We start from the raw sequence: 22678 nt of genomic DNA, 5'->3' as shown, positions 1-22678 counted from the left end.
GCATAATCGGCATACGGATTTTCAGTCCTTTGCTCTACCAACTGAGCTACATCACCAGCATCTTTTAGAGAGGCTTTTTGCCCCTTGTACCCTATACGTGAGACAACAAGTGAGACAGCAACCTTTAAACGCTGTCTCATGTACACTGACCCACAACTCTATAACCCCAAGGATGGAGCCAAGAGAGGTTTCATCAGTTTCTACTTCAAAGGTAAGCGTTATCGCTTTTATAATGGCAAAGCCATTGGGATTGAGTGCTATCCTAATTGCAACGAAACCCCAAAGGAAAGAGAGAGGCTGTTTAAGCACCTCCTCAGGGAATATACACGTGCCTTGCTGAATGGATGGACACCAGAGAGCAGTGCTTCCATCAATGCTCCAGAGGCCAAAACGCTGCCACTAGGAGTGCTCTTTGACCAACTCAACAAAAATCTGCAGGATAGCTCCTACAGTAAGACCTACAAACGTGACATAATTAGCGTCACAAAGCAGTTCTCTGAATTTCTGTTTAGTGAGAATCGTGAAGGAGTGCTGCCTCATGATATTGCCTCTGCTGATATAGAACGTTTTCTCCAGCAGTTCTCTTCCTCTGGTACATATTACCAGAACAAAAGAAGGAACCTGGTGGCAGTGTTCTCTAAACTGGTCAAACAAGGGTATTGTTCCTCAAACCCAGCTTTGGAGACAAGCAAGCGCAAGTCAAAAGCAGTGCGCCACCAAGCATATACCCCTGCGCAGCTGGCATTGCTTCTGTCATACCTTAAGGAGAATAACCCAAACTTATATCTCTGCGCATTGCTTATGTATGGAACTTTGTTACGCCCCCACCAAGAGATTAGATTGCTTAAGCGTCGTCATTTCAACCAAGATATGACCCAGTTCTATTTAGATGGGTATGAGAACAAGAGTGGCAGGATTAGAAGCCTCACAGTGCCTTTGTATGTAAGAGAAGCGCTTATAGAGAGGAAGGTTAATGAACTTGAACCAGAACAGAATATCTTCACTGGCTCTAAGGTGGCTTTCAATGACTGCTACTTCAATACCAAATGGGGGAGGCTAAAACCCAAGTTCTTGCAGTTAGGGTTAATTCAACATAATCAAACCTTATATAGCTTTCGACATGCAGCATCAATTAATGTGTTTAATAAGACGCAGAACTTGAAACTGCTCCAACAGCTGTTTGACCACTCCAGCTTAAATACAAGTCTCATCTATCTTAGAAGTATTGGAGTAGTGCAGGTAAGCGATTCAGAAATGCCTGAACTGGGATTTGAAATCTAATGTATCCCTTCCACTATCATTATTAGATGGGCTATATTCGCTTTTCTTGTTCTGCTGATTAGTCTATTAGAACCTTTAATGTTAGAATCTGTTTGCTTCAAGTTTATAATGTTATACAGAAATATAGTTAAACTACTGCAAATAGATATTGCTTATGATACTTCTTCATAACGTTAAACTTGTCAATCTCTTTGCTTAAACTTATTTCATGACTGCATGAGGTACATTTCAGGTTCCTTGCCCCTTCGTAACCCAATTTAGCAGTTGAACCTTCCACCAATAGCTGCAAATCTTTCTCTTTATCCAAGTCTGGTATGTAAAACCCACAACTGCTATAGGAGGCTAGCTTTTCCTTGAACTCATCATAAGTGTATTTACCTCTTTCAAGAAGAAACCACCATTTTCCAGAGTTGTTTTGACCACTCTTTCTAATGGATTTACTCACCTCTCTATTTTGAATGAACCATTCCAGTCTCGTTGCATATAGAGAAGATTGGTCATTTCCCTCCATTTTATGGCCACACTTGTTGCAAGAAATTTGTATTCCCCTATGGCCTACATCATGACACGAATAGCTCTGTCCTGTCTTCTGTAATATATGTTTTCTTTGGTCTATTTTGTCAGTTGCACAACATGCGTTGCAGTTATTACAGATATACCACCCACATGAACCTTGTGCCTTGCCTTCAGGGACACACCTAACAGAGTCCCTACTATCAATTACATCATTGCAGTCTTTATTGATACACCTGCTTATATAGACTGTCTTATTCTCGTCTTTTCCTTTGACTGGAAGATACTGAACACATGCTTCATTGTTGCATCTAAATTTGGTGATTCTATTTACAGCAAAATTGGACTGTTCAGCAGGGCGCATGATTGATTTACATGCCCTACAATTGAGATGCTTGAGGAACTTGTTTGCCTTGTTTATGTAACCAAGGAAAATCTCATAGTCATTGCTGTCAAACTTAATATTAAGTATACTAAGAAAATCAAGCAATGTATACCTTTCCCACTCTTCTGGCTTTCGAAGTGCTAAGGAGTTTTGATAGCACTTCTGATTATTGCACCACCAAAAGGCAGCATTTGTTCGCTCACATAATGCCTCCTCTTTGGTAGCTACGTTTACTGCCTTTCTTCCCTCGCAAAATTCAAATGGTTTCTGCTTATCATTTCTTTGATAGCTGATGGTTACCATTTCTTTCAGCGTTTCCTCATCTACGACTTTGCTTATCTTGGGGTAATACCTTCCAGCGCATTCATTGAAGAATCCTGTCACTTGAAGAACATCTGATGACTCAACGAACTGGTTAACAATAATGTCATATATTTTGCCCATTTCAGGCTTAGCATGATTCGAGAGGTCTTCTAAAGTCTGCAGTATGATGCTGACAGAGAAGTCTAATTTGCTCCCATCTATGCCCTGAACTGCTTGTGCAATACCATAATCTATGACATTATCTTTTATAGAAAGGATATCTTGGAGTGTATAAGCTTGTTCTTTCCTATGGATTAAAGATAGAATTTTTTTAACATAGATCTTCTGTTTAGAAGGCTCCAATAAGCTTACATAGGGTTTGAATTCATGGAAGTCAAAGTAATCATCAAAGCCCTCCAGCCAGTAGATTATTTTAAAATGGGAAGACGACCAATCTCTTATCAATGTTTTTAGTTCATTGATAAAGGCTGATGACTTATGCAGTTGAGATAATTTATTAAACAAGCTAAATACTTGCCCCTTCTTTCCTTCAGTATCTATACGACCAACATGGCTTAACTCACTTAAAAAGTAAGCTTTATTGACAGTCTCGTTGCCTACCTTAAGCACTTTGTCTAAAGTCGTGGTATCAAGAAGACCAAGGCTATTAATTACATATTCCTCATTAAATGAGTTACTAAGGTTGTCCAACCATAACCTGAATTGGAAATCTGGAGAACAGATAGAGTGGATATAAGCAGTAAAATCTTGGTAAGGTTGATTAATAACCTTTAAGCCAGACAAGAATTCTACTACTATCTCATAGGACCCAAGAGAATCTATTTTATGGATTCTTGAAGTAATTTTATTGAAAAGTTTCTTTAACTCTGTGAATGTAAGATTAGATAACAGTTTCTGTCTAAATCCCTTATCACATCCATTTATGTAAGCAAGAAGTTGGTCAAAGTCTTCAGCTAGGGTGAGCAAACTAACATCAACAGCTTCCTTCTTTCCAACGTGCTTCTTAGAATCAATTAATTGAAAGTGGACTACTTTAGAAATAAGGGTAGCAGTGGCGCTCTGTGCATTCTTCTGATGAAAGAAGTAGTCTTGCCCATTATGTCCAATAAACCCATATCCTTTCTCTATATTAAAGTCTTTTACGAATCCAAAGTGCTTCATGAATATTAAGGATGATAACTATATATATATAATATTTAATGTATTCTCAATATGTAATACTTAACAATGTGCAAATTTAACTACTTTATTTAAATGTAGTTCTTTAAATAGAAGAATTTAGTTGTTTTTGGTTTTGTATTAGTTATTGTAGTAAAATAGGGCATTTGTTTAACCTTTTCATTGAGCCTATTATGATACTATACATTATTGTTAATACTTATAACAGGTGTCCTTTTATTTATAAAAGAAAATACTCAAACTTAAAGAACTCTGTATTGAGCTTTGGGCTTTCATTTGCTGAGGTAAGCCCCTTTAGTGAGGTTATTTAGGGAAAGCTCTAAAGCATATGCGTAGTACTAGCAAAGGATTTGTTCATTAATTCAATACTGAGCTGATTTCCCAACAAAGAGTGCGCACCATAAGTAAAGAGTTGTTTAGTTGAACTATTACGTCTATGAGAAAACACTTATTCCTCATCACCCTTCTGTGCATTTTTGTAGTAGGCTGTAAGGAAACAGAAGTAATCCCAAAGCAAACTCCTGACTTGATGCTTAGTGAGCATCTAACCTTAGGGAATCCAAGCAACGCTACAGCAGACCTCAACAACCCTAATAACTTCTTGATGGAGAAACCCCAGTATGCATTGTCCTACAGCAGGGACAGAGGTACTCCAAATTGGGTTAGCTGGTACCTTAGCAAAGATTGGATTGGTGGTGCTCCTCGTCAGGATGATTTTAGGTCTGACCTTTCCCTACCTACGAATTGGTATAAGGTGACTGCGAGTAGCTATACAGGAAGTGGTTTCGACAGAGGACATAATACTCCATCAGCTGATAGGTCCAAAACCATAGAAGATAGCTCTGCTACTTTCCTTATGACGAACATGATCCCCCAAGCTCCAAACAACAATCAGCAAACCTGGGCCAACCTAGAGAACTACACGCGTGATCTGGTGCAAGCTGGTAATGAGGTTACGTAGTAATGGGAAGCTATGGAGTTGGGGGTATAGGGAGCAGTGGTGCGAAAAACTCTCTTGATAATGGCAGGGTAACAGTTCCAAGCCAGATTTGGAAGGTAGTTGTTGTGTTGTCAGAAGGTGAGGACGATGTAAACAGGGTTGCAACCAATACGCGCATAATAGCTGTCAATACCCCAAACATCAACTCCATCAACTCCTATTGGGGTACTTACAGGACAACAGTAGATGCTATAGAGGCTGCCACTGGTTATGACCTCCTGTCCCAACTTCCAGACCAAATAGAAGCTGTGTTGGAAGCAAACATTGATAATGGTCCTACTCAGTAGTTAACAACTCATTAATTGATTACTTCAAATGGAAGATATCTTAAGCAAATTGGAAGAGGCAGCTCAGGGGCTCTGGGTAATGAGTGAAACTGATGCAGCCCTGGAAGTAGTAAACATTGGTGCTGTTTACCAGAATGGGTTTAGTGCAGAAATACTGGTCCAACTCTTAGAGCTGCCCTCATCTAAACCAGTCGAAATCCAGGAAGTAACTTACTTCTTTCGAAACATGACCTCTGTTCGTGAAGGAGCCAGTGAGGAAAAGGTGCTAGAGGCTAAACGTTTCCAAGAACTGGTAGAACTGTTGTCCAGTCAATTAAAAGATGTAAAGGCATACAGAGTTGGTCAAACCAGAATCGACGCATATTTATTAGGTTGGACTAGTGATGGTCAATTAGCAGGACTTAAAACGCAGCTTGTAGAAACTTGATAGAATAGTTATAGGCAATTCTCTATATTGTCAATGGGTTGAATCACATCATTCACCTTACTTAACAAGATGCCCTGCAATCATAGATTTATTAACGACTTATACCCTGATTACCCTCTCAAATATCTCTTCGTAGGCACTTTTAATCCTGCTTGGAATCAACCTGGTAACAACAATGCCAACTGGTTTTATGGGAGGAGAACAAACCATTTCTGGTACATCATGCCACAAGCATTGGGTATGCCAAGTTTAGCTGAGTACAGGGCTAACAGAGGGCACTTGATGAATTGGTGCCAGCAAAACAGTATTGGGATTACTGACTTGATTGAGTGCATAGATGATGCAGATGAAAACAATCCTCAGCATGTTGCAAGAATAAATAGTTTCTTGGACGTAGACTTAGAAGCTTTCAATCAAATCACCCCTACCAATATCCTATCTATTATTGAGAAGAATAAGGAAACTCTATGTGGTGTTTATCTGACCAGATATGAGCACACTTTACACAATGGACAACCTATTCATACATTTTGGAATATTGTTAAAAACAGGTGTCAGGAACTGAATATTCAAACTCATGGATTGGTAACACCTTCTGGTGGTTATTTTGTGATGACCAGAGAGCAGAAGATTAGCTTATGGAGAAGGGCAATCAATCTTAATTGTGTAAAGTCCTTCATGCCAGAACTCCAAACACCACAGCAATCAGATGGAAGTAAAAGTTAGGGTCCCTCTTAAGGCAGATATTATTTATCAAGGCTTTACTGTTACAGTTGCACCTAATGGACAGACTTGGTCTATAAACCAACTGGGAGCCTATGCTAACAAGTCAGGAGTCTATATTCACCATTGCAATGGCGAGATTCTGTATGTAGGGAAAGCGACAGTAGGTAAATGGGGAAACTTTGGAGAAAGGCTTCGACGTGAATTTCAAGAGACATCATCGAGCAATAGCAACTTGTATCGCCTGTTAGCATCGCAACTTCAACCTATTAAGACAGTAATGTTTGATTTGTTTGACCTTGACATGATGGTAGGAAGTGATTCAATCCATCTTTCTCAGGAGAGAAAGGCTCTAATGATGGAGCAAATTTTGATAGGTGTGTTTGAGCCTAAGGGTAATATAATCTAAGAACCCCTTTTAGTTATTAATTGCTCCTACAAGTTAATCTTCCCAAAGTATGTACTACTTACTGTCTTTACTAAGCCTTCTAGCGTAAGGAGTATAACAGAATCGATACTTCTTTGTAATAACAAGTAAAAGGTTTGCTGGTAATTTCAAAGGACCCTAAATAATTGCCCAATAAACCTCTTTAGACTTTTCTTCATGTTTCACCTACCAAGATTGGTCGCAATCTAATTTAGGTGCTACAATATGTTCTTGTTATACTTAAGAGGTTATCTATGATGAATATCTTGTTCCTAAGCTTATACCTACTTACTGTACCAAATAGGTTAGATTCTATCTAGTTATAAGGGTAGTGGTTAGTTATGATAACTAAAGTCTCTTAATATATGTTAGTATAGCTAACTTCGTGTTTCGCTAATCTTACAGAGGTTATCCACATAATGTGTGTAACTGGGAAAGCATGGTGTTTAATGTTTTATGTATAACTAATTGATATTAAGCTATTTATGTTATAATATGTGTGTAACAACAATATTAGCTGTAATATATATAGGATGACTTAAAAAGACTTGGAGAATGTCGATGTGTGTGATAGGTAAAGCATTTTATTATACATTTTAATTGCAACTAGCTTATAATCAATGAGTTGTATTAAAAATTGTGTGTAATGGATGTGTAACAATAATCCACAATTAATTAACACAGTTATTAACATGCCTATTTGGAGAGAAATGGCACTAAGCTTCTTGGAGAAGTCTTTGAGGCCAATACCAAATGAATCAAATAAAATCGATTGGAAAGAAAACCTGTCCCAAAACAAGGAAAGGCTTGCAGAGCATATATCTGCATTCGCTAATGAACAAGGAGGAGGATGGCTCGTTTTTGGTATAGATGATTCAGGGAATGTAAAAGGGATTAACACTGATGATTCAAAGTTAATAATTGACAAGTTGGGAAACATTGCGAGAAATAAAGTTTCGCCCCCTGTTTCCTTAGACCATACAATAGTAAAGTATGAAGATGAACACCTTTTGATAATCTATATTCCTGAATCTAATCATAAACCAGTTTACATTAGAGGTGAAGGCTTAGAAGCTTCATTCATAAGAACTGCTGGGCAGACAAGAAGAGTTTCTGACTTTGAGTTGAGAGAATTGGTTAAAATTGGTGATAACAATTTCTTTGAAGATAGGTTTGCTACCAAGGGGCTAAAGATTGAAGAGGCCATAGACTTATTAGAAGTGGATGTGTATTATCGTCTTCTAAGGAAGAAGAAGCCTCAGGATTTGGAATTGATTAAAGAGGAGCTAATAGACGACAACATCTTGGTTGATTTGCAGGATGGTATTGCAATAACAAATTTGGGGGCTTTAGTATTAGCAAAGGACAAGAAACGCTTTGGTGAGATAAAGAAGAAGCAAGTTAGAGTAATAGTTTACGATGGAACGAATCGTGTCTCAGCTATAAAGGAGACAGGTGGAATAAGAGGGTATGCAGTTGGTTTTGAAGGGCTAATTAGATACATCTTAGAAAACATACCTTCAAAAGAGGTTATTAAAACACTGAGAGAAGTTGAGCGTGAATATCCAGAGGATGCATTAAGAGAACTTGCTGCAAATGCTTTAATACATCAGGATTTCACAGTTAGGGGTGCAAGCCCAATGATAGAGATATTTGATGATAGAATTGAGATTACCAATCCAGGGTCACCACTAATTGACCCACTAAGGTTCTTGGATTATCCACCTAAGTCTAGAAATGAGAAGCTGGCTGCTCTTATGAAGAAATTTTCAATATGTGAAGAGAGAGGCAGTGGCATTGATAGGGTAGTACAAGCAACAGAAAACTTTAGATTGCCTGGTCCATTGATTAAGAGGGGTGAAGATTATACGAGAGTGACATTGTTTGCCCATAAGGAACTCAATCAAATGACACGAGAAGAAAAAATTAGAAGTTGTTATTGGCATGCATGTTTAAGGCATGAATCAAACATGATGACAGATAATGCCTCTATTAGAGAGAGGTTTGATATCAAGAGAACAAACCATGCAATAGCTTCTAGGATTATTTCAGATACACTTAATGAGGGCTTAATTAAAGTTGCTGATTTAACAAGTAACTCTAAAAGGGATATAAAGTACGTCCCTTATTGGGCTGTCAATGAGCACGTAGAAGAAGGTAGCAAACAGCTTGGATAATAAGTTATTCACCAAAGCCTAAACATAAGCTCTAAGAAAGCCAATGTTAACCAGTTATTGGTTAAATAACTCTTTTAGAGCTTATGTTTCATAAAGGATTTAGCTAATGTACCACATATTAGTGTCTCCATTTAGTCCTTTCTTAATTTGAGAAGCAAAGTTTATGGCATTAACTGACCTGTCTAAGAACTGGTCAATGTAGGTTGACTTGTTGGCCCCAGTGAATAGATTGTAGAGCCTCCACAGGTTTATCCTTCCATCTTCCTGCCTACAGAAGTTAACATCCTTGTAGTAGTCCCTACAAACTGAGGTTAGTTGTGAATCGCCATATAGTAATTCAGGGATATGCTTCTTTTGAGCAGATGGTAGGTGTGGGTACATTCTACAGCGCCCCAAAAGCTGGGCGAACTGTTGCTCTGAGATGGAATGCTCTGAAAGGGATTGCATCTGGCTTAGATGAAGATGTTGGTCATAAGAACCTAACAGCTGGTATATAGCAGAGTGTAGCTGCTCTGAGGAGCTTACCCTTAAGTCTCCCATAAAACCATCAGTCTTCACACAAAGGTTGGTGCAAACTGTGTTCTGGAAACCAATAAACACCTTGAAGTGCTCAGCAGCACCCTTCTTGTTGTAGAGGTTATCCAGATTGTAAGCTTTTACCCCTCCAATGGTTAGGTTTAGTGTATTGCCCTCAATTGTATCATAGATGGAGGGTATCTCAACCACAAACATCATTCGCTCATAGTAGAGGGTCTTCTCCCAATCCTCTAGTTGGCTAGCTGGTTTGTCCTTCGCGTCTGGAATCCTTCCCTTGATAGGATGACTACAGCGAATGGAAGGGCTAAGAATTTGCTCCCCTCTGAAGATAGTTGATATTATCTCTTTGGTAGTTTCGATAAACTCATACTGGCTTACCAATGGCTCATTGTCCTTTACATAAACAGGAATGATATGGTCTCGCTGGAGTTCAGATAGAGAAACAGGTACAGTATTAGCCTCTATAAAAGCAGAAGAGGTAGATTGTTTGTCTACCTCTCTGTTACTTATGACTTTGAATCTTGACTCTGGCTGAGTGCTCAGCCTCATTAATGCGTTTTCCATGTGGTTTTTCGTTAGGTTATATTTGAACTTTTAAATGTGGTTACCACTTTACTTCCTCAGCTTCTGATACTGGGTTGCTTTTATATACACTCATCAGGTCTTCTACTATCTCAATGATATGTATGAACCTGGTGTTGAGCTCAGCAAACTTCTCTTCCTCCTGATACTTGGTATGGTGTATCAAGAGACAAAGGGCAGAGGTAATCTCTGAGAGCTGGTTAAGTGGGACATATGCCAAGCAGTTGCTGAATCGCTGGCTAGTGGTATCTAATTGTGCTATTAAGTCCATTGAGAATGATTTATTGGTGAGTTAAATACAGACATAAAAGGGTAGCCACCTGCTAATACAGATAGGCTACCCTTGCATCATCCAGTTGCAACTTATGATTCTGGCTACGTTCCTTTCAGTGGTTTGATTTCAAGGAGTAACCATCTCAAAGAACCCAGCGAAGAAATACAGCATAACTCCTTTCAGCCTAGCAACTAACTTCTTTTAAGTCTGGTAATCACCAGATTGGTAGGGGGCTTATACTCAAAATAATGGTGGGGATAGTACCTGTCATTGATGCAGTAAACTAAAGTATTTGGGCTGCCTTTCAGGACCTCTACCACTTCCACCCTTTCACCTGCTTCCATCCCATTCACAGGTTTCACGCAGATCACATAGAATGGACAGTGAGCCCTTACGACCTTGTATTTGTAAATGAACAGGCAGCTTCCCTCATCATCATCGTCCCTAAAGGTTAGTGTTTCCTGCATGTTCGTTGTCATCATATGAGTCCAAAACAAAAAGGGTACCCTTTGAAGGTACCCTCTCGAAACTAATGAAAACAAACCTCAGGCAGCCTTCATGCTGAAGACCTCCTGCTCCATGGTGCGCTCATTGGGGTTGTAGTAGTAAGTGTGGGTCAAGGTGATGACCTCCCCAGTGGATGGAAGGGCATATTCATAAGGATCACACTGCATCTTCTCGATGCTTCCTGGAATCTTCTTGCCAATAAGGCTCTGGCAGATCACATCGTTGAAGGTGCAGGAAATCGTGCAGGTCCTGGCAGTGGCGTAGTACCTGCCTGTGGAACCTGACTGAACCATTTCCACCTCCCCTTGCAGCACCAGCACATTGAATTTCTGATTTTCTTTCTCTCTGGTCTTGAAATCTGCGATAGTTACCATAACATATATTATTTGAGTTTAACGAAGACGAAGGCCCCATGCCAACGCCAAGGTCAGGCTAGGGGGGCGACTTATATGTTATCTCACGAGGGGGTGGGGCAAAAAATTATAGAAAAATTTTTCAGAGGGGGTTTGAGCACCCACGAAACTCATCAAAAGATAGAGTAAGTGGCTTGATTTGAAGAGGTAGATTGATGGGGTAATTTGCTTTCGTTTTTACTTCATGCTTGTGATAATAAACATGTGGAAAAACTATAGTAGCTTTGTTGAGGCTGGATTATAATTACAGTTAAATCAAGTAAGAATCAAAGGAATCAAATATAAAAGAGTTTATTACCTGTATTATGAAAGTGTTGTTGAAAGTTTTATTAGGTCTATTTATTGTAATCAAATGTTCAGTTTGTCATGCTCAAAGTGTAACCCCAACATCTCAAAGCAATCCAGCATTCGACTTTAACACCTTCTTATCAGGCATTAAATCTGTTGAAGTTTTTACTACACCTGAACAGGAGCATTTGATGTTACGTGACCCTAAATCTGCTCAAGTCTATATGGGGGTTGTAAAATACTTGAATGCTATTGGGTTTGAAGAAGTAGGGTTTTCTAATAAGTTCAGGAATGCTTTACCATCAACTCTTTGTGATCACGCACGAGTCTTCATTACCTATGATGTAGTTAAATCAGTTGTCAATAACTTCAAAGTTACATTCTATAGCTGTTCAGATGACTTTTGGGCCTTCCAAAGGAACTTGCCATTTGAAAATATTGGGTACACAGATGCTGACAAGTCTTTTGATGCTATGAGAAGAATGTACAACATGAAAAAGCCAAGTTACAAACCAGAAAACAGAATAAAACTTAGAACAGAAGCAACTGCATGGACTGAGGAAAAGTTGAGAACTCACTTCAAATCTAATGGTGCTGATCCAATAGAAGGAATTTATGAGAGTACTACAGCTACCTCATCCATGCCAAAATATAAGGTTGGAGTGGTTAAAGGAGATTCAGGTTACAAGGTTATATATTTATCAGGAGCCATCAACCATCTTGATTGGAGTGAAGGAGATCTAAAGGCTGGTTTTATACCAACTGCGACCCCTACAATGTTTAAAGCTGACTGGTACTTAGCTAATAAGACCAAGAACTCTGATTTTTATGCATCCTTTGAGCCTGGGGCAATGAACGTTATTGATCCTGCGAAGGAAAAGCAATTTTATTTAAAGCTTTTTCCATCAGCCTCAGATAATGTCATTGTTTCTAGTAACACCCCTGGATCAGGAACAGGTTTTGCGCTAAGCTCTAATGGTTTGATTGCTACAAACAGCCATGTGATCAATGGTGCATCAAAGATTAAAGTAAGAGGTATAAAAGGCGATTTTGTAAAAACATACAATGCAAGAGTTGTTGTTGAGGACAAGAACAATGACTTGGCTATAATAAAAATAGAGGACCCATCCTTTTCCTCTTTGGGTGAGGTTCCTTACAAGATAAACCCAAGGACAACTGATGTTGGGAATTCTATCTTTGTTCTAGGCTACCCCTTGCGAGCAACGATGGGGGATGAGATCAAACTGACGAATGGAATAGTTAGCTCTAAGTCTGGATTTCAAGGGGATATAACTTCCTATCAAATATCAGCACCTATTCAGCCAGGTAATAGTGGAGGTCCCTTGTTTGACTTAAATGGGAATGTTGTTGGAGTTATAAATGCAAAGCATACAGGTGCTGAGAACGCTTCTTATGCTGTTAAATCTAGTTACTTGCTGAACTTAATTGACCTTATGCCTACCCCTCCCGCTTTGTCATCATCAAGTTTATTGACTGGTAAGTCCCTTGCTGATCAAGTGAAGATTGTCAAAGAGTTTAGTTATATCATAGAGGTTAACTAAACGTCCATACGAGCTTTCTGGCTATCTAAATTACTTATCCCTCTGCAACTGAGACTTCACAAGAAGTGTGTTTCTATGTGTATAATTATATAAAGTTTGAAAAGCGAAATGTTGCTTAAATTAAGCGATTAGGAAAGAAAGCTATATTAATACAATGTGTGTACTTGTAAGAAGTATGAATATATGCAAATTTCTTGTTATCAGCATACTCGTACATTCATACTCACCTGAATTCTTTTAACAGAAAGCTGAAAACAAAGTCTAAGCTAATAGGGTAGGTAGGGTAACTACTTTTACAATAATCTATTTAAAAATGTAATATATAGAGCCCACCAATATGGTGAGCTCTATGTTCTTAACAACCAATCAGAGATTTAGCAAAGTTAGGCTGCCTTGCCTACCCCAGTATCTGCGTCACCTTTTGTTTCTACTTGTTTAAGGAGCACAGCATACTTCTGGATTCCATCCCTTTTGTATGGCTTGAATCCATTCTTCCTTAGGGCTTTACCTAATTTCTGTGTTGATGAGTTGTTCACTGAGAAACTGCTTACCTTGGAGGCTATATGGTCAGCCAATTGAGTAGTGGAGTAGAACATGCATCCATCATCCTCTGCCTTTGCTGGTTCGAAAAAGTCCAGCAACAAATCTTCTTCTACTGTTGTGCGCTGAAACTTACTGTTGTTGGCTTCGAGCTCTGCAATTTCTTCCTGATCAAGCCAATGTTTATATCCTTGTAGATACAATGCATATGCCTGTGCAAACACCAGTTCCATGTTAACCTTGTGCTTGTAGTCTATGGCTTTTGCTTCGAAGCACAGAAACCTACGAGACCCAGTGCTATCGTTCAGGAACTGGTTAGAGTTTACAGAGCCAGCAAAGGATGCTCTTCTTGGCATGTCCTCTGCGTTTCTACCATAAGGACGACGAAGCTTGATCTGAGGCTTGGTAATGGTCTCCTTCAGTGCTCCTATTTCAGTATTGTTCATGTTCTCTAGTTCGTCTAAGTTGATTAGCAGACAAGTGGATAGATAAACCAATGTGTCCTTGTTGTTGGGGTTGATGGTGCCACTGAAAACGTAGTCTCTCAGCTTCTTTGGCACCAGGTTAAGGATCCAACTGGTCTTACCAATACCCTGCTTTCCTGAGAAGACCAGCACTGTTTGGTTAACTGTTTTTTCCTCAAGGACTGAAGCGACCATTGCTACCAGCCACTTCTCCAAGAAGCGATGGAACAGCTTGTCATTGTCAGTTTCGACAGTACTGGCCAAAGCTGCGATATGGTCTCTTTTCTGATCCCATTGGGGTAGCTCCATGAAGTACTCTTTCAATGGGTCATACTCTTTGCTGAAACCAGATTGGAGAATGGTTCTCAGGAAAGTTGAGCTATTTGGGACTTTGGCTTCCTGAAGCTTTCTGTCTTTTTGAATCTCCCTCCAAAGTTCGTTCTCATCACGATCTCTGAGGGGTATAAACATTTTACTTCCATACCTGCTTCTGAACTCCAATTGGCCAGACACTAAGTTGTGTCTGAACTCATACCTCAAGCTGAGGAACTGTTCAACCAACTCTACAGGGTTTTCAAAGTCAGCACTGCCTTTACTGTAAAGGTTGCTGTAATATGAAGTATCATCTAAACCTTCATTGTGTTTAATGCTTCTCATTTTGTTTCCTGTGTTTAGTGAAGATTAGGCCACGCGAGGAGTGAATGATGACCATTCCTTTCACTGCCTTGGCCAACCTTATGCTAGTTAGTTTGAAAGAAGCCTCCTGCTCAATGCTGTGGTAAGCACCTTATGTGCAGGGAGGTCTCTTTCTAAATGTTTTTAGGTTTAGAGTATATTTCTTGGCTTCTTCTTTTTGATAATTAGCCTATACCCAAGTCTATTAGGCTGCTCCTCAGCGATGGCAACTAAGGATTTGAACTTCCTTCCAGATTCCATTTCGAGTTGGTTTAACTCCCTGTCCAGCCTCTTCATTATGTCGCTTACTTCGGACCAATATTCTCTCTTTGTCATTTTGTTTACACTTATAGTTTAACAACATATTTGCCTTTCCCAGCATGCGATTGCAGTGCAAGGCGTGTTGTTCACATTTAGCTATCAATGGTTTGGAGGCGCGTCCATCTGTGGTAAGATGGGGTTGCATGCCTGCACGCATCAGCTCTCCTACAGCGCTATAGAAGCTTGTCGCCTGGTGTGAACAATGCAAATATGTAGTCTTGAAAAGGGGGAAATGGGAGTATTTGTAAAACGCAGTGCAAAGCGCAGTGCTGTGCGTAATGCGAAAATGGATTTGGAGATTAGGTGGGGTGTTTTCCCTAGGAGTTGTCTGGCAGGAAAAATTATTGAAATAAACTGAAGGTGCAGTGGAAAACTCAGGATGGGTTGTAGAGTAATTGTTCTATTGCCTGCTGAACTCCTTTAGGGTCTTTTGGAGCATGTGCTCCTCTCAAAAAGGCCTCCTTAAAACGACTACCATCAAGTTGAATAAAGCAGGACGCAGCAATCTTCCATTGGCACGGGGTTTTGGCAATCAGCTTCTGTCCTTTTAACTGCTTGATAAGAAAAGATAGCTCTTCCTGGGTGCCAGACCAGATAACTGAACTTTTAAGCTTTTTGCCTTGGAAAATCTTTATTATACTATCAATCACTGACCTGGAACTCACTTTGTTGGTTTTTACAGCGAGGTCTGAAATAAGCTTTTGTTTAATAAGTGAATGCGCGAAATCCTTCAGCTTTTCTTTTGCCTCTTCTTCTGACATTGTTCCAAAACCTGTGTAGGTAAAGGTTTCTGGGACAAGGGCAGGTCCACGCTTACTTTTAGAAGAGATGTATTGTTCAGATGGTGTTTCAAGAGAGTTCTCGCCAAGGAGTCTGCCATACGTAGTCGCAAGATCCTGAGTCAAATATTCTAGCGATTCAGATACAGAGGAATATGCTTGAAAGATGCTATCCTGGGATACTCCCTCTTTCAGGTGGTTTAGTAGAGATATAACATCCTGCAAATACTCCTTCTGCTCTGCCCTAGGTTGGTTGAGAACATGCCTGCTTATTGCCTGAAGCGTTTTCTTTTGCTCTTCCTTCACCTTTTGCTCCATCATCCCAATAAGGGGGTACAAAATGGTGGTAAGCTGTCCATGCTCGTCAAAACCTGTGTATGAAGCAGTCTTTGAGTCTAGATTAACTTCATGATCCAACAGTTCTGGTTTAGGAGTTAGGTATGTTTGTTCCCACTCTTTTAAACCCCCACGCCTAGTCAGGTCTATAAAAAAGGCTAATGCTTCCATATTGTGAGCTGCTGTTGCTTCAGATAGCTTTTCTGTTGGTCTGTTAAATGTAAAACATCACCTCAAACACTAATTACACTGCTTTTGTAGGACACTTACGCTCAAGGTCGCTTCTGCAGATGTCTGTAGGTTATCGTTCATGACGCAGATGTAAAGCGCGGTTGCTCCTTTGGGGATGGCTAAGTTGCGCGTGTTTTGGGGAACATTGGTCTCCTTAAAGAAGCAGGAATTTTTCACAGGCATAGAGCCCTTCGTCTGTTCAAAGTATCTTGCGTCTTCCAGACTGGTTGTTATATAGTAATGACATTTGGTGTTTACTGGCGATTTGGTTGAGCTGGAACTGGTTTTATCCAAAGCCCTCGCGCCAGCTAAAAGTATCTCGCTGGTTCCCCCAGTCATTGATAAAGTGGCTAATCTGGCTGCAGTGGACCAATCTATAGGTGGCTCTCCTTCGTCGCGAATGTCTATTTTGAAAACTATCCCTTGGGAATTTGCTGGTAGTTCAATGGCTTGTACAGTCCTGGAGCTACCTGTGTTGTAATAAGAGTGAAGCTTCGCCTTGGTGAGGGGTAGGGCGTCCACGAATTGATATTTGCAGACTACCTTGGTGCCATCCTTATGCCACTCGCGTAGGTCTTCCTGTGGTTTCCCATTCTTGTAGGTGACAATAGATTGGATCTTCCCATTTGGATACCAATAGGTGCAGAGTCCATTAGGAATGTCTGGGCTTTCGCTTAGCAGTTTCCCTTCCCATTGCTTTTTCCAAGAAGGATAGTAGAAGTCCCTGACAGTCCCAGATGGCTTACCATCAGGGGTTCTCTTTATGATGCGCGCGTATTTCGAGTCCTCTCTAAGGTCTGTTCGCTCCCAATCCTGATCAAAGTATACAGTATCTGTAGTAACCACTAATACCTGTTTGGCTTTAGTGTTTTGGGGCAATACCTTAGTGGTGATTGCTAATAGGCAGATTAAGAGTAGGGGTATTTTCATATATTGTTTTGTTGTTCTGAATATTATCCATTCATTGGTTTTGTTGCTTTAGGACCAGCAAAGCAAATTAAGAGTATTCTTCCTCAGCAGCTATCACTAATTCTTTAGAAGTGATCCTTTGACTTATTCTCCCAAACAACAGCTTTTCGTCTGTTTCCAGCTTCTCAATGTTGCTTTCAACGAAGGTTAAATATGTCCTCACTTCTGACTTATTTTTTAACCCATGATAGGCTTGGACTAGAAAAATAGAAGCTGCCAAGGTACTACTGTTAGGGAACTTGAAGTCAACTTCGTTTATAAGGAGCTTTATCCCCTCATCGTATCTGCCTGAGGCAATAAGCGCAGAGCCACGCGTGCCCCTTATATGCTCGCTTGTGGGTAGAATACTGTAGGCCAGCTCAGAGAATCTGTCTGCCTCAGCAAGGTTTTCCACCAGCAGGTAATTCCACGCTAACCCATTGTAGACGATGGGTCTATAACCAACATTCTCAGTCTCTTCCATCATTGGGATAAGGGTCTCTAGGTAATGTGTGGATTGTTGGTAATTGCCTAGTTTCAGGTATGCCAGTCCTATGTTCATGATGGGCAATACCAATCTTGGGTTCCTGGTCAAACAGTACTGATAGATCTTAATGGCCTGGGCATACTCCTTCGCCTCAAACAGGTCATATGCATCCATGAACTTTCCAGTAAGGCTTACTTCTGTTAGGTTTTCTTGTTTGTAGAATGGAATCCTGAAGATCGACAGGCCATCAGAGAAGACCCTCATCCCTTGGTAACTGCTTTTGGTTGGGATTAAACTGGTCACGCCTGTAAGGAGGCAGACCCAACCAATGACAGAAGAGGCATGTACCCCAGTCTCAGGGTCGATCCCAAACCCATTGAACCAGAAGAGTAGGGCTGCAGTCGCGAAATTGACAATGAAACCACCACTGGTGAATAGGATGAGTTTCAACTTGATCAATTTTGGGCTGTCGAAGTTGGCGAAAGCAAGCCCTGAGTTGACGTTGGAGTTTATGATTACCTTGACCCCCATGATCTCTGTACGATAGACTTCATGCCCTCTGCCCAGCACCATTCTCCTTGGGGTGCCCCCAACTAACTTAGCGAACAGAAGATGCCCCAGCTCATGGGTGATTAACGCTATCCTGTATCCAACATATAGCAAGAGCAGGTTTAAGGCTATGTTGGACCATTTGATGGCAATAGGTCCTTCTGGTATCCTCAGCAGGAGTCCAATACATAAGAAGATCCAATACGATTTAGGGGCTAACGCTAGAATGATTCTTGTATTCAAGGCTTTATTCTTTTGATTGATACTTTATGATTGGCTTACTTCTGATAATACTAACTTGTCTAGTAGCCTTGGTTGTGAGTGGTTATTAGGATGGTATTCTCTCGTGCAGCATCTCCATAGATTTCTTTTACTGCTGCGTTAAGCTTCAATGAGTCGATTGAGATTAAAACTGAGGGAGGTAACTCCTTAAGTCTGATGACATCCTTTGCATCCACCAGTATACCATCCTTCACGAACAGGTATTCAGAGGGGCTCTTCTCAAATGCGTTTACATGCTCAACCAGGGAAAGGAAGAGGGTTTTTCTCTTAGTGGCTTTAGAAAGGTCTGTCTCCACTTTGATGACCCCATCTTTCGCTGCTATTCCATAGGTCATACTGAGGTATTTTCTGTTCTTCTTGGTGTTTTCGATAAGCTCCACAGATTCTACGTCTTCCTCGTTTACATAGTGTTTCAATGAATCTTGGGGTGTTGGTCTGCCATCTAGGAGTATCAGAGGCTTCTTGCCCTTGAAAGCATCCAAAGGAGAGCTCTTGTGGCCTGTCTTCTTTGATGATGTCTTCTTCTGATGAGTTTGGGTAGTCTGTGCGAAACTGGCAATATGCAGTAAGGAAATGAAAAGGATAAGTAGTGGTTTTCTCATGCCAGGTTTGATAGAGGTATAGAATATTAATTCCATAATATATGCAATTAATATAATTTCAAAAACTAATGTTATTTGCTTCTAGATAGGTCTTGAAGGTGTCAAATGGATTTCCTATCGACTGTTTAGTTGAGTTTAATCATGAACTGATAGCAGCAAGGAGAACTTTGCCTCCTTGCAATGTCATGGGACAAAAAATATGAAAATGGTGCATGAGAACAAGGGTATGTACCAAGATGGGACATGTTGTAGGAAAGGTTTGAAAAGATTTGGTTATGATTCAACCAGCACAATCTTCTCTTTTGAGCTATGCTACCATAAAGGTTAGAATGGAACTCCTTGTCAAAGTAATTGAAGTAACGAAAGTGGTGAGACAGCAGATGAGACAGCAGGTCTTGATTTCTTCGATCTTTTAGCTTGTTGGATCGTTTATGCGTATCTTGTAAGAGATCTCACTTGATGATCACAATAGGGTAACAAGTGCTTCAAGGGCATAAAAAAACCTCCCTAGTTTCCTAAGGAGGTCTATGCTGGTGGTGATGATTGGAATCGAACCAACGACACAAGGATTTTCAGTCCTTTGCTCTACCAACTGAGCTACATCACCAGCATCTTTTAGAACCTTTCCGGGAGGTGTTTCGCTACCGTTCTGGTTAAAAAGTATGCAAATGTAAGGAGCCTGCGCGGATTTGCAAAACTTAGAGCAAAAAAATCTTTTCTGCCTTTTAAGAATACTTTGTTAAATTCGTTCGTAGTAGAAGCAGTTTCCATGTCTAAAATATCCTTTCTGTGATCAGTAATATTATCTTTTTGGTGGTGGCGTTGGTAGGTATCGGCCTGTTTGTGTGGCAGATCCGTAAGATTGTCTCCAACATCAACATGGGGCGTGACAAGACCATCTCGGGTGATGTTTCGCAACGCATAAATACCCTGTTGCTGGTGGCTTTTGGCCAGCAAAAAATGTTTAAGCGCCCGTTGCCGGCCGTGTTGCACCTGTTCGTGTACATCGGATTCATCGTGATCAACGTGGAGTTGATAGAGATTCTGATCGATGGCGTATTCGGGACGCACCGCATTCTGGGCGTTCTTGGGCCGGTGTACAGTGTGCTGATGGCGATCAATGAAGTGCTGGGGCTATTGGTAATCATCGCCTGTGTAATCTTCCTGGCTCGCCGGAACCTCACCAAAGTACCTCGCCTGACCCGCGGACCCGAGATGCGGGCCTGGCCCAAGATGGACGCGAACGTGATCCTGATCACCGAGATCGTGCTCATGCTGGCCTTGTTCGCTTTCAACATCGCCGACCAAAAACTGGCGCAGCTGGGTGGACATCAGTTACCGGGGGATTTCCCGGTCAGTGGCCTGATGGTAGATTTGTTCGGGAGTGACGTAAGCACCTTGCAGGTAATTGCCACCACTGGCTGGTGGGTGCATATTGTGGGTATCCTGGCGTTCATGAACTACCTGCCCAGCTCCAAGCACTTCCACATTATTACCTCGTTCCCTAACGTGTACTACACTAAATTGGAGCCGAAAGGCCAGTTCAGCAACGTGGAGAGCATCACGCACGAGATCAAAGCCATGTTGGACCCCAGTTACGTAGTGCCACCCGCACCTGAGGGCGTTGACCCTCAGAAGTTTGGCGCCAAAGATGTGGAGGACCTTACCTGGAAACAGCTCCTGGATTCCTACACCTGCACCGAGTGCGGACGCTGCACCAGCGTATGTCCGGCCAACCTTACCGGCAAGCTTTTGTCGCCCCGGAAGATTGTGATGGATACCCGTGACCGGATGGAGGAGAAAGGCGAGTCGCCGCTCATCTTCAACCCGGCTAAGTATACCGAGGAATCGGAGCGCGTGAAGGCTACCGAGGAACGCACCTTGCTGCGTGGCTACGTGACGCCCGAGGAACTGTGGGCCTGTACCACCTGCAACGCCTGCGTGGAGTCCTGCCCGGTGAACATCAACCAGCTGTCTACCATCATTGACCTGCGCCGCTACCTGGTGCTGGAAGAATCGGCGGCGCCGGCGTCTTTGAATACCATGTTCAACAACATTGAGAACAACGGCGCGCCGTGGGCGTTCTCACCGAGCGACCGCTTCAACTGGGCCGATGATTTGTACACGGTTTCTAAAAACTAGGCCATAATCAGAATAAACCTAACGCCCATTAGCTTTTGTGCAGCATGCCTAATAAATTAGCAGATGAGCACATTTTCTAATTAGCATACTACCCTAGATGTCAGAGAAAAAACAGATACAAGTACCGGTAATGGCAGATTTAGCTGCCCGTGGCGAAGTTCCAGAAGTATTGTTCTGGGTGGGCTGCGCCGGTGCTTTTGACGACCGATATAAAAACGTTACCCGCGCCTTCGTGCGGATTTTGGAACACGTAGGCACCAAGTACGCCGTGCTGGGCATGGAGGAAACCTGTACCGGAGACCCTGCCAAGCGCGCCGGAAACGAGTTCCTGTTCCAGATGCAGGCCATGACCAACATCGCCACGTTTGACGGCTACGGCATTAAAACCATCGTGACGGCCTGTCCGCATTGCTTCAACACCATCAAGAACGAGTATCCAGCCTTGGGCGGGAACTACGAGGTGATTCACCACAGCACGTTCCTGCAGAACCTCATCAACGAAGGCAAAGTGAAGATTGCCGGCGGCGGCGAGTTCAAAGGCAAGCGCATCACCTTCCATGACAGCTGCTACCTGGGCCGCGCGAACAACATCTACGAGGCGCCCCGCGAGGTATTAGCCGCCCTGGATGCTGACCTGGTAGAAATGAAACGCAGCCGTGCCAACGGTTTGTGTTGCGGTGCCGGCGGAGCCCAGATGTGGAAAGAGCCGGAGCCCGGAAACAAAGACATCAACGTAGAGCGTGCCGAAGAAGCTATTGGCACCGGCGCCACTATTATTGCATCGGCCTGCCCGTTCTGCATGACCATGATGGCCGACGGCGTGAAAAGCCAGAACAAAGAAGACTCCGTGCAGGTGTTTGACATTGCGGAACTCATTGCGCAAGCCGAGGGAATCAACGCGTAAGTTTGCGTAGCAAGTAGGGCAGCGATGTGGCAAAAGTGAAGCAAGAAGGAAAGCGTTTCAGGGCAGTTTAGAGGAAAACAGGTCTGAAACGCTTTTCTACTTTATAGAAAATAATGCTTCAAGTTTTTAACTTGGAGCTTGCCTTGCCGCAAGTTTGCAACTTGCGTAATCCACATGGAAGATTCGGAAGTTACAAACTTCCGCCATGGAAGCCACAAGTTATAAACTTGCGGCATGTGTTTGCTGGCAATATAGCTGTTAGGAAATAGGTTTGGAATATGACGTTACACTGTAACGTCGCTACAGACCGGAAATGTAGCCTCGTTACACTGTAACGAGGTGGTAAGGCAGGAGATTAAGGTAGAAATGGTTCCACCTTCGCCCTTGTTGGTGTTATCACCAACAAGCACGTTGCCGTTAGAAGTTGTAAACAGTATTCCGTTTTCCGGTTGTTTTCAGAAAATCAGCGGGAAAACACAGGTAAGGCACTTGCGTCTTGATACATGATACGCGATACTTGTGTCTAATTAAA

At 41.7% G+C, this 22678-nt stretch carries 20 protein-coding genes and 1 tRNA gene; 10 read left to right on the top strand and 11 right to left on the bottom strand.

What is annotated here, in order from left to right; genetic code table 11:
• Window positions 1–138 precede the first annotated feature (138 nt).
• Window positions 139–1281 (top strand): tyrosine-type recombinase/integrase, encoded by a 1143-nt coding sequence (locus EFB08_RS10615; protein ID WP_123126924.1) that lies wholly within the window; start codon window positions 139–141, stop codon window positions 1279–1281.
• A gap of 127 nt (window positions 1282–1408) precedes the next feature.
• Here EFB08_RS10615 and EFB08_RS10610 read toward each other — a convergent pair whose 3' ends face one another.
• Entirely contained in the window at window positions 1409–3664 is a 2256-nt protein-coding gene (locus EFB08_RS10610; protein WP_123126923.1) for a cold-shock protein, read from the bottom strand.
• Window positions 3665–4211: 547 nt separating this feature from the next.
• On the opposite strand from EFB08_RS10610, the gene EFB08_RS23890 reads away from it, so the two are divergent.
• From EFB08_RS23890 to EFB08_RS10585, 6 genes are all read left to right on the top strand, one after another.
• Complete coding sequence (locus tag EFB08_RS23890; protein ID WP_262707477.1) at window positions 4212–4643, top strand: DNA/RNA non-specific endonuclease; 432 nt, start codon at window positions 4212–4214, stop codon at window positions 4641–4643.
• Window positions 4644–4645: 2 nt separating this feature from the next.
• Window positions 4646–4969, top strand: coding sequence for a DNA/RNA non-specific endonuclease (locus EFB08_RS23885; RefSeq protein ID WP_262707476.1), 324 nt, complete (start codon window positions 4646–4648; stop codon window positions 4967–4969).
• A gap of 28 nt (window positions 4970–4997) precedes the next feature.
• A complete protein-coding gene (locus tag EFB08_RS10600) occupies window positions 4998–5396 on the top strand; it encodes a nuclease A inhibitor family protein (RefSeq protein ID WP_123126922.1) in 399 nt (132 codons plus the stop codon).
• Window positions 5397–5618: 222 nt separating this feature from the next.
• Window positions 5619–6122: a hypothetical protein gene (locus EFB08_RS10595; protein WP_125077710.1), complete on the top strand. Its 504-nt coding sequence runs from the start codon at window positions 5619–5621 to the stop codon at window positions 6120–6122.
• Window positions 6106–6528, top strand: coding sequence for a hypothetical protein (locus tag EFB08_RS10590; RefSeq protein ID WP_123126920.1), 423 nt, complete (start codon window positions 6106–6108; stop codon window positions 6526–6528). The genes EFB08_RS10595 and EFB08_RS10590 overlap by 17 nt, the downstream gene beginning before the upstream one ends.
• Window positions 6529–7238: 710 nt before the next feature.
• Window positions 7239–8723, top strand: coding sequence for an RNA-binding domain-containing protein (locus EFB08_RS10585; RefSeq protein WP_165864857.1), 1485 nt, complete (start codon window positions 7239–7241; stop codon window positions 8721–8723).
• A gap of 99 nt (window positions 8724–8822) precedes the next feature.
• Here the strand turns inward: EFB08_RS10585 and EFB08_RS10580 are convergent, their stop codons facing one another.
• The 3 genes from EFB08_RS10580 to EFB08_RS10565 all read right to left on the bottom strand — a co-directional run bounded on the left by EFB08_RS10580 (window position 8823) and on the right by EFB08_RS10565 (window position 10997).
• Complete coding sequence (locus EFB08_RS10580) at window positions 8823–9824, bottom strand: DUF3871 family protein (protein ID WP_123126918.1); 1002 nt, start codon at window positions 9822–9824, stop codon at window positions 8823–8825.
• A 483-nt stretch (window positions 9825–10307) separates the two neighbouring features.
• Entirely contained in the window at window positions 10308–10583 is a 276-nt protein-coding gene (locus tag EFB08_RS10570; RefSeq protein WP_125077709.1) for a hypothetical protein, read from the bottom strand.
• A gap of 78 nt (window positions 10584–10661) precedes the next feature.
• Complete coding sequence (locus EFB08_RS10565) at window positions 10662–10997, bottom strand: hypothetical protein (RefSeq protein WP_123126915.1); 336 nt, start codon at window positions 10995–10997, stop codon at window positions 10662–10664.
• 344 nt (window positions 10998–11341) lie between these two features.
• On the opposite strand from EFB08_RS10565, the gene EFB08_RS10560 reads away from it, so the two are divergent.
• Window positions 11342–12886 carry a S1C family serine protease gene (locus EFB08_RS10560; RefSeq protein ID WP_123126914.1) on the top strand — a complete coding sequence of 515 codons (1545 nt, stop codon included), beginning with the start codon at window positions 11342–11344 and terminating at the stop codon, window positions 12884–12886.
• Between the two features lie 383 nt (window positions 12887–13269).
• Here EFB08_RS10560 and EFB08_RS10555 read toward each other — a convergent pair whose 3' ends face one another.
• The 7 genes from EFB08_RS10555 to EFB08_RS10525 all read right to left on the bottom strand — a co-directional run bounded on the left by EFB08_RS10555 (window position 13270) and on the right by EFB08_RS10525 (window position 19707).
• Complete coding sequence (locus tag EFB08_RS10555) at window positions 13270–14547, bottom strand: VapE domain-containing protein (RefSeq protein WP_123126913.1); 1278 nt, start codon at window positions 14545–14547, stop codon at window positions 13270–13272.
• Window positions 14548–14715: 168 nt separating this feature from the next.
• Window positions 14716–14901 (bottom strand): hypothetical protein, encoded by a 186-nt coding sequence (locus tag EFB08_RS10550; protein ID WP_123126912.1) that lies wholly within the window; start codon window positions 14899–14901, stop codon window positions 14716–14718.
• Between the two features lie 359 nt (window positions 14902–15260).
• A complete protein-coding gene (locus EFB08_RS10545; protein WP_123126911.1) occupies window positions 15261–16172 on the bottom strand; it encodes a hypothetical protein in 912 nt (303 codons plus the stop codon).
• A gap of 69 nt (window positions 16173–16241) precedes the next feature.
• Window positions 16242–17162, bottom strand: a complete 921-nt coding sequence (locus tag EFB08_RS10540) for a toxin-antitoxin system YwqK family antitoxin (RefSeq protein ID WP_123126910.1) — start codon at window positions 17160–17162, stop codon at window positions 16242–16244.
• Between the two features lie 67 nt (window positions 17163–17229).
• Complete coding sequence (locus EFB08_RS10535) at window positions 17230–18459, bottom strand: tetratricopeptide repeat protein (protein WP_123126909.1); 1230 nt, start codon at window positions 18457–18459, stop codon at window positions 17230–17232.
• Window positions 18460–18518: 59 nt separating this feature from the next.
• Window positions 18519–19100: a hypothetical protein gene (locus EFB08_RS10530; protein ID WP_123126908.1), complete on the bottom strand. Its 582-nt coding sequence runs from the start codon at window positions 19098–19100 to the stop codon at window positions 18519–18521.
• A 531-nt stretch (window positions 19101–19631) separates the two neighbouring features.
• Window positions 19632–19707 (bottom strand) — tRNA-Phe (locus EFB08_RS10525).
• A gap of 182 nt (window positions 19708–19889) precedes the next feature.
• Between EFB08_RS10525 and EFB08_RS10520 the strand changes: the two genes are divergently transcribed.
• Together EFB08_RS10520 and EFB08_RS10515 are read left to right on the top strand one after the other, a co-directional pair.
• On the top strand, window positions 19890–21242 hold the full coding sequence (locus EFB08_RS10520) for a 4Fe-4S dicluster domain-containing protein (protein ID WP_123126907.1): 1353 nt from the start codon (window positions 19890–19892) through the stop codon (window positions 21240–21242).
• Window positions 21243–21339: 97 nt separating this feature from the next.
• Entirely contained in the window at window positions 21340–22146 is an 807-nt protein-coding gene (locus EFB08_RS10515) for a (Fe-S)-binding protein (RefSeq protein ID WP_223808761.1), read from the top strand.
• Window positions 22147–22678: the final 532 nt, after the last annotated feature.

This window comes from Rufibacter latericius (assembly GCF_003721515.1).
In the GTDB taxonomy this organism is placed as follows: domain Bacteria; phylum Bacteroidota; class Bacteroidia; order Cytophagales; family Hymenobacteraceae; genus Nibribacter; species Nibribacter latericius.
This window is presented reverse-complemented; position numbering and strand designations above follow the sequence as displayed.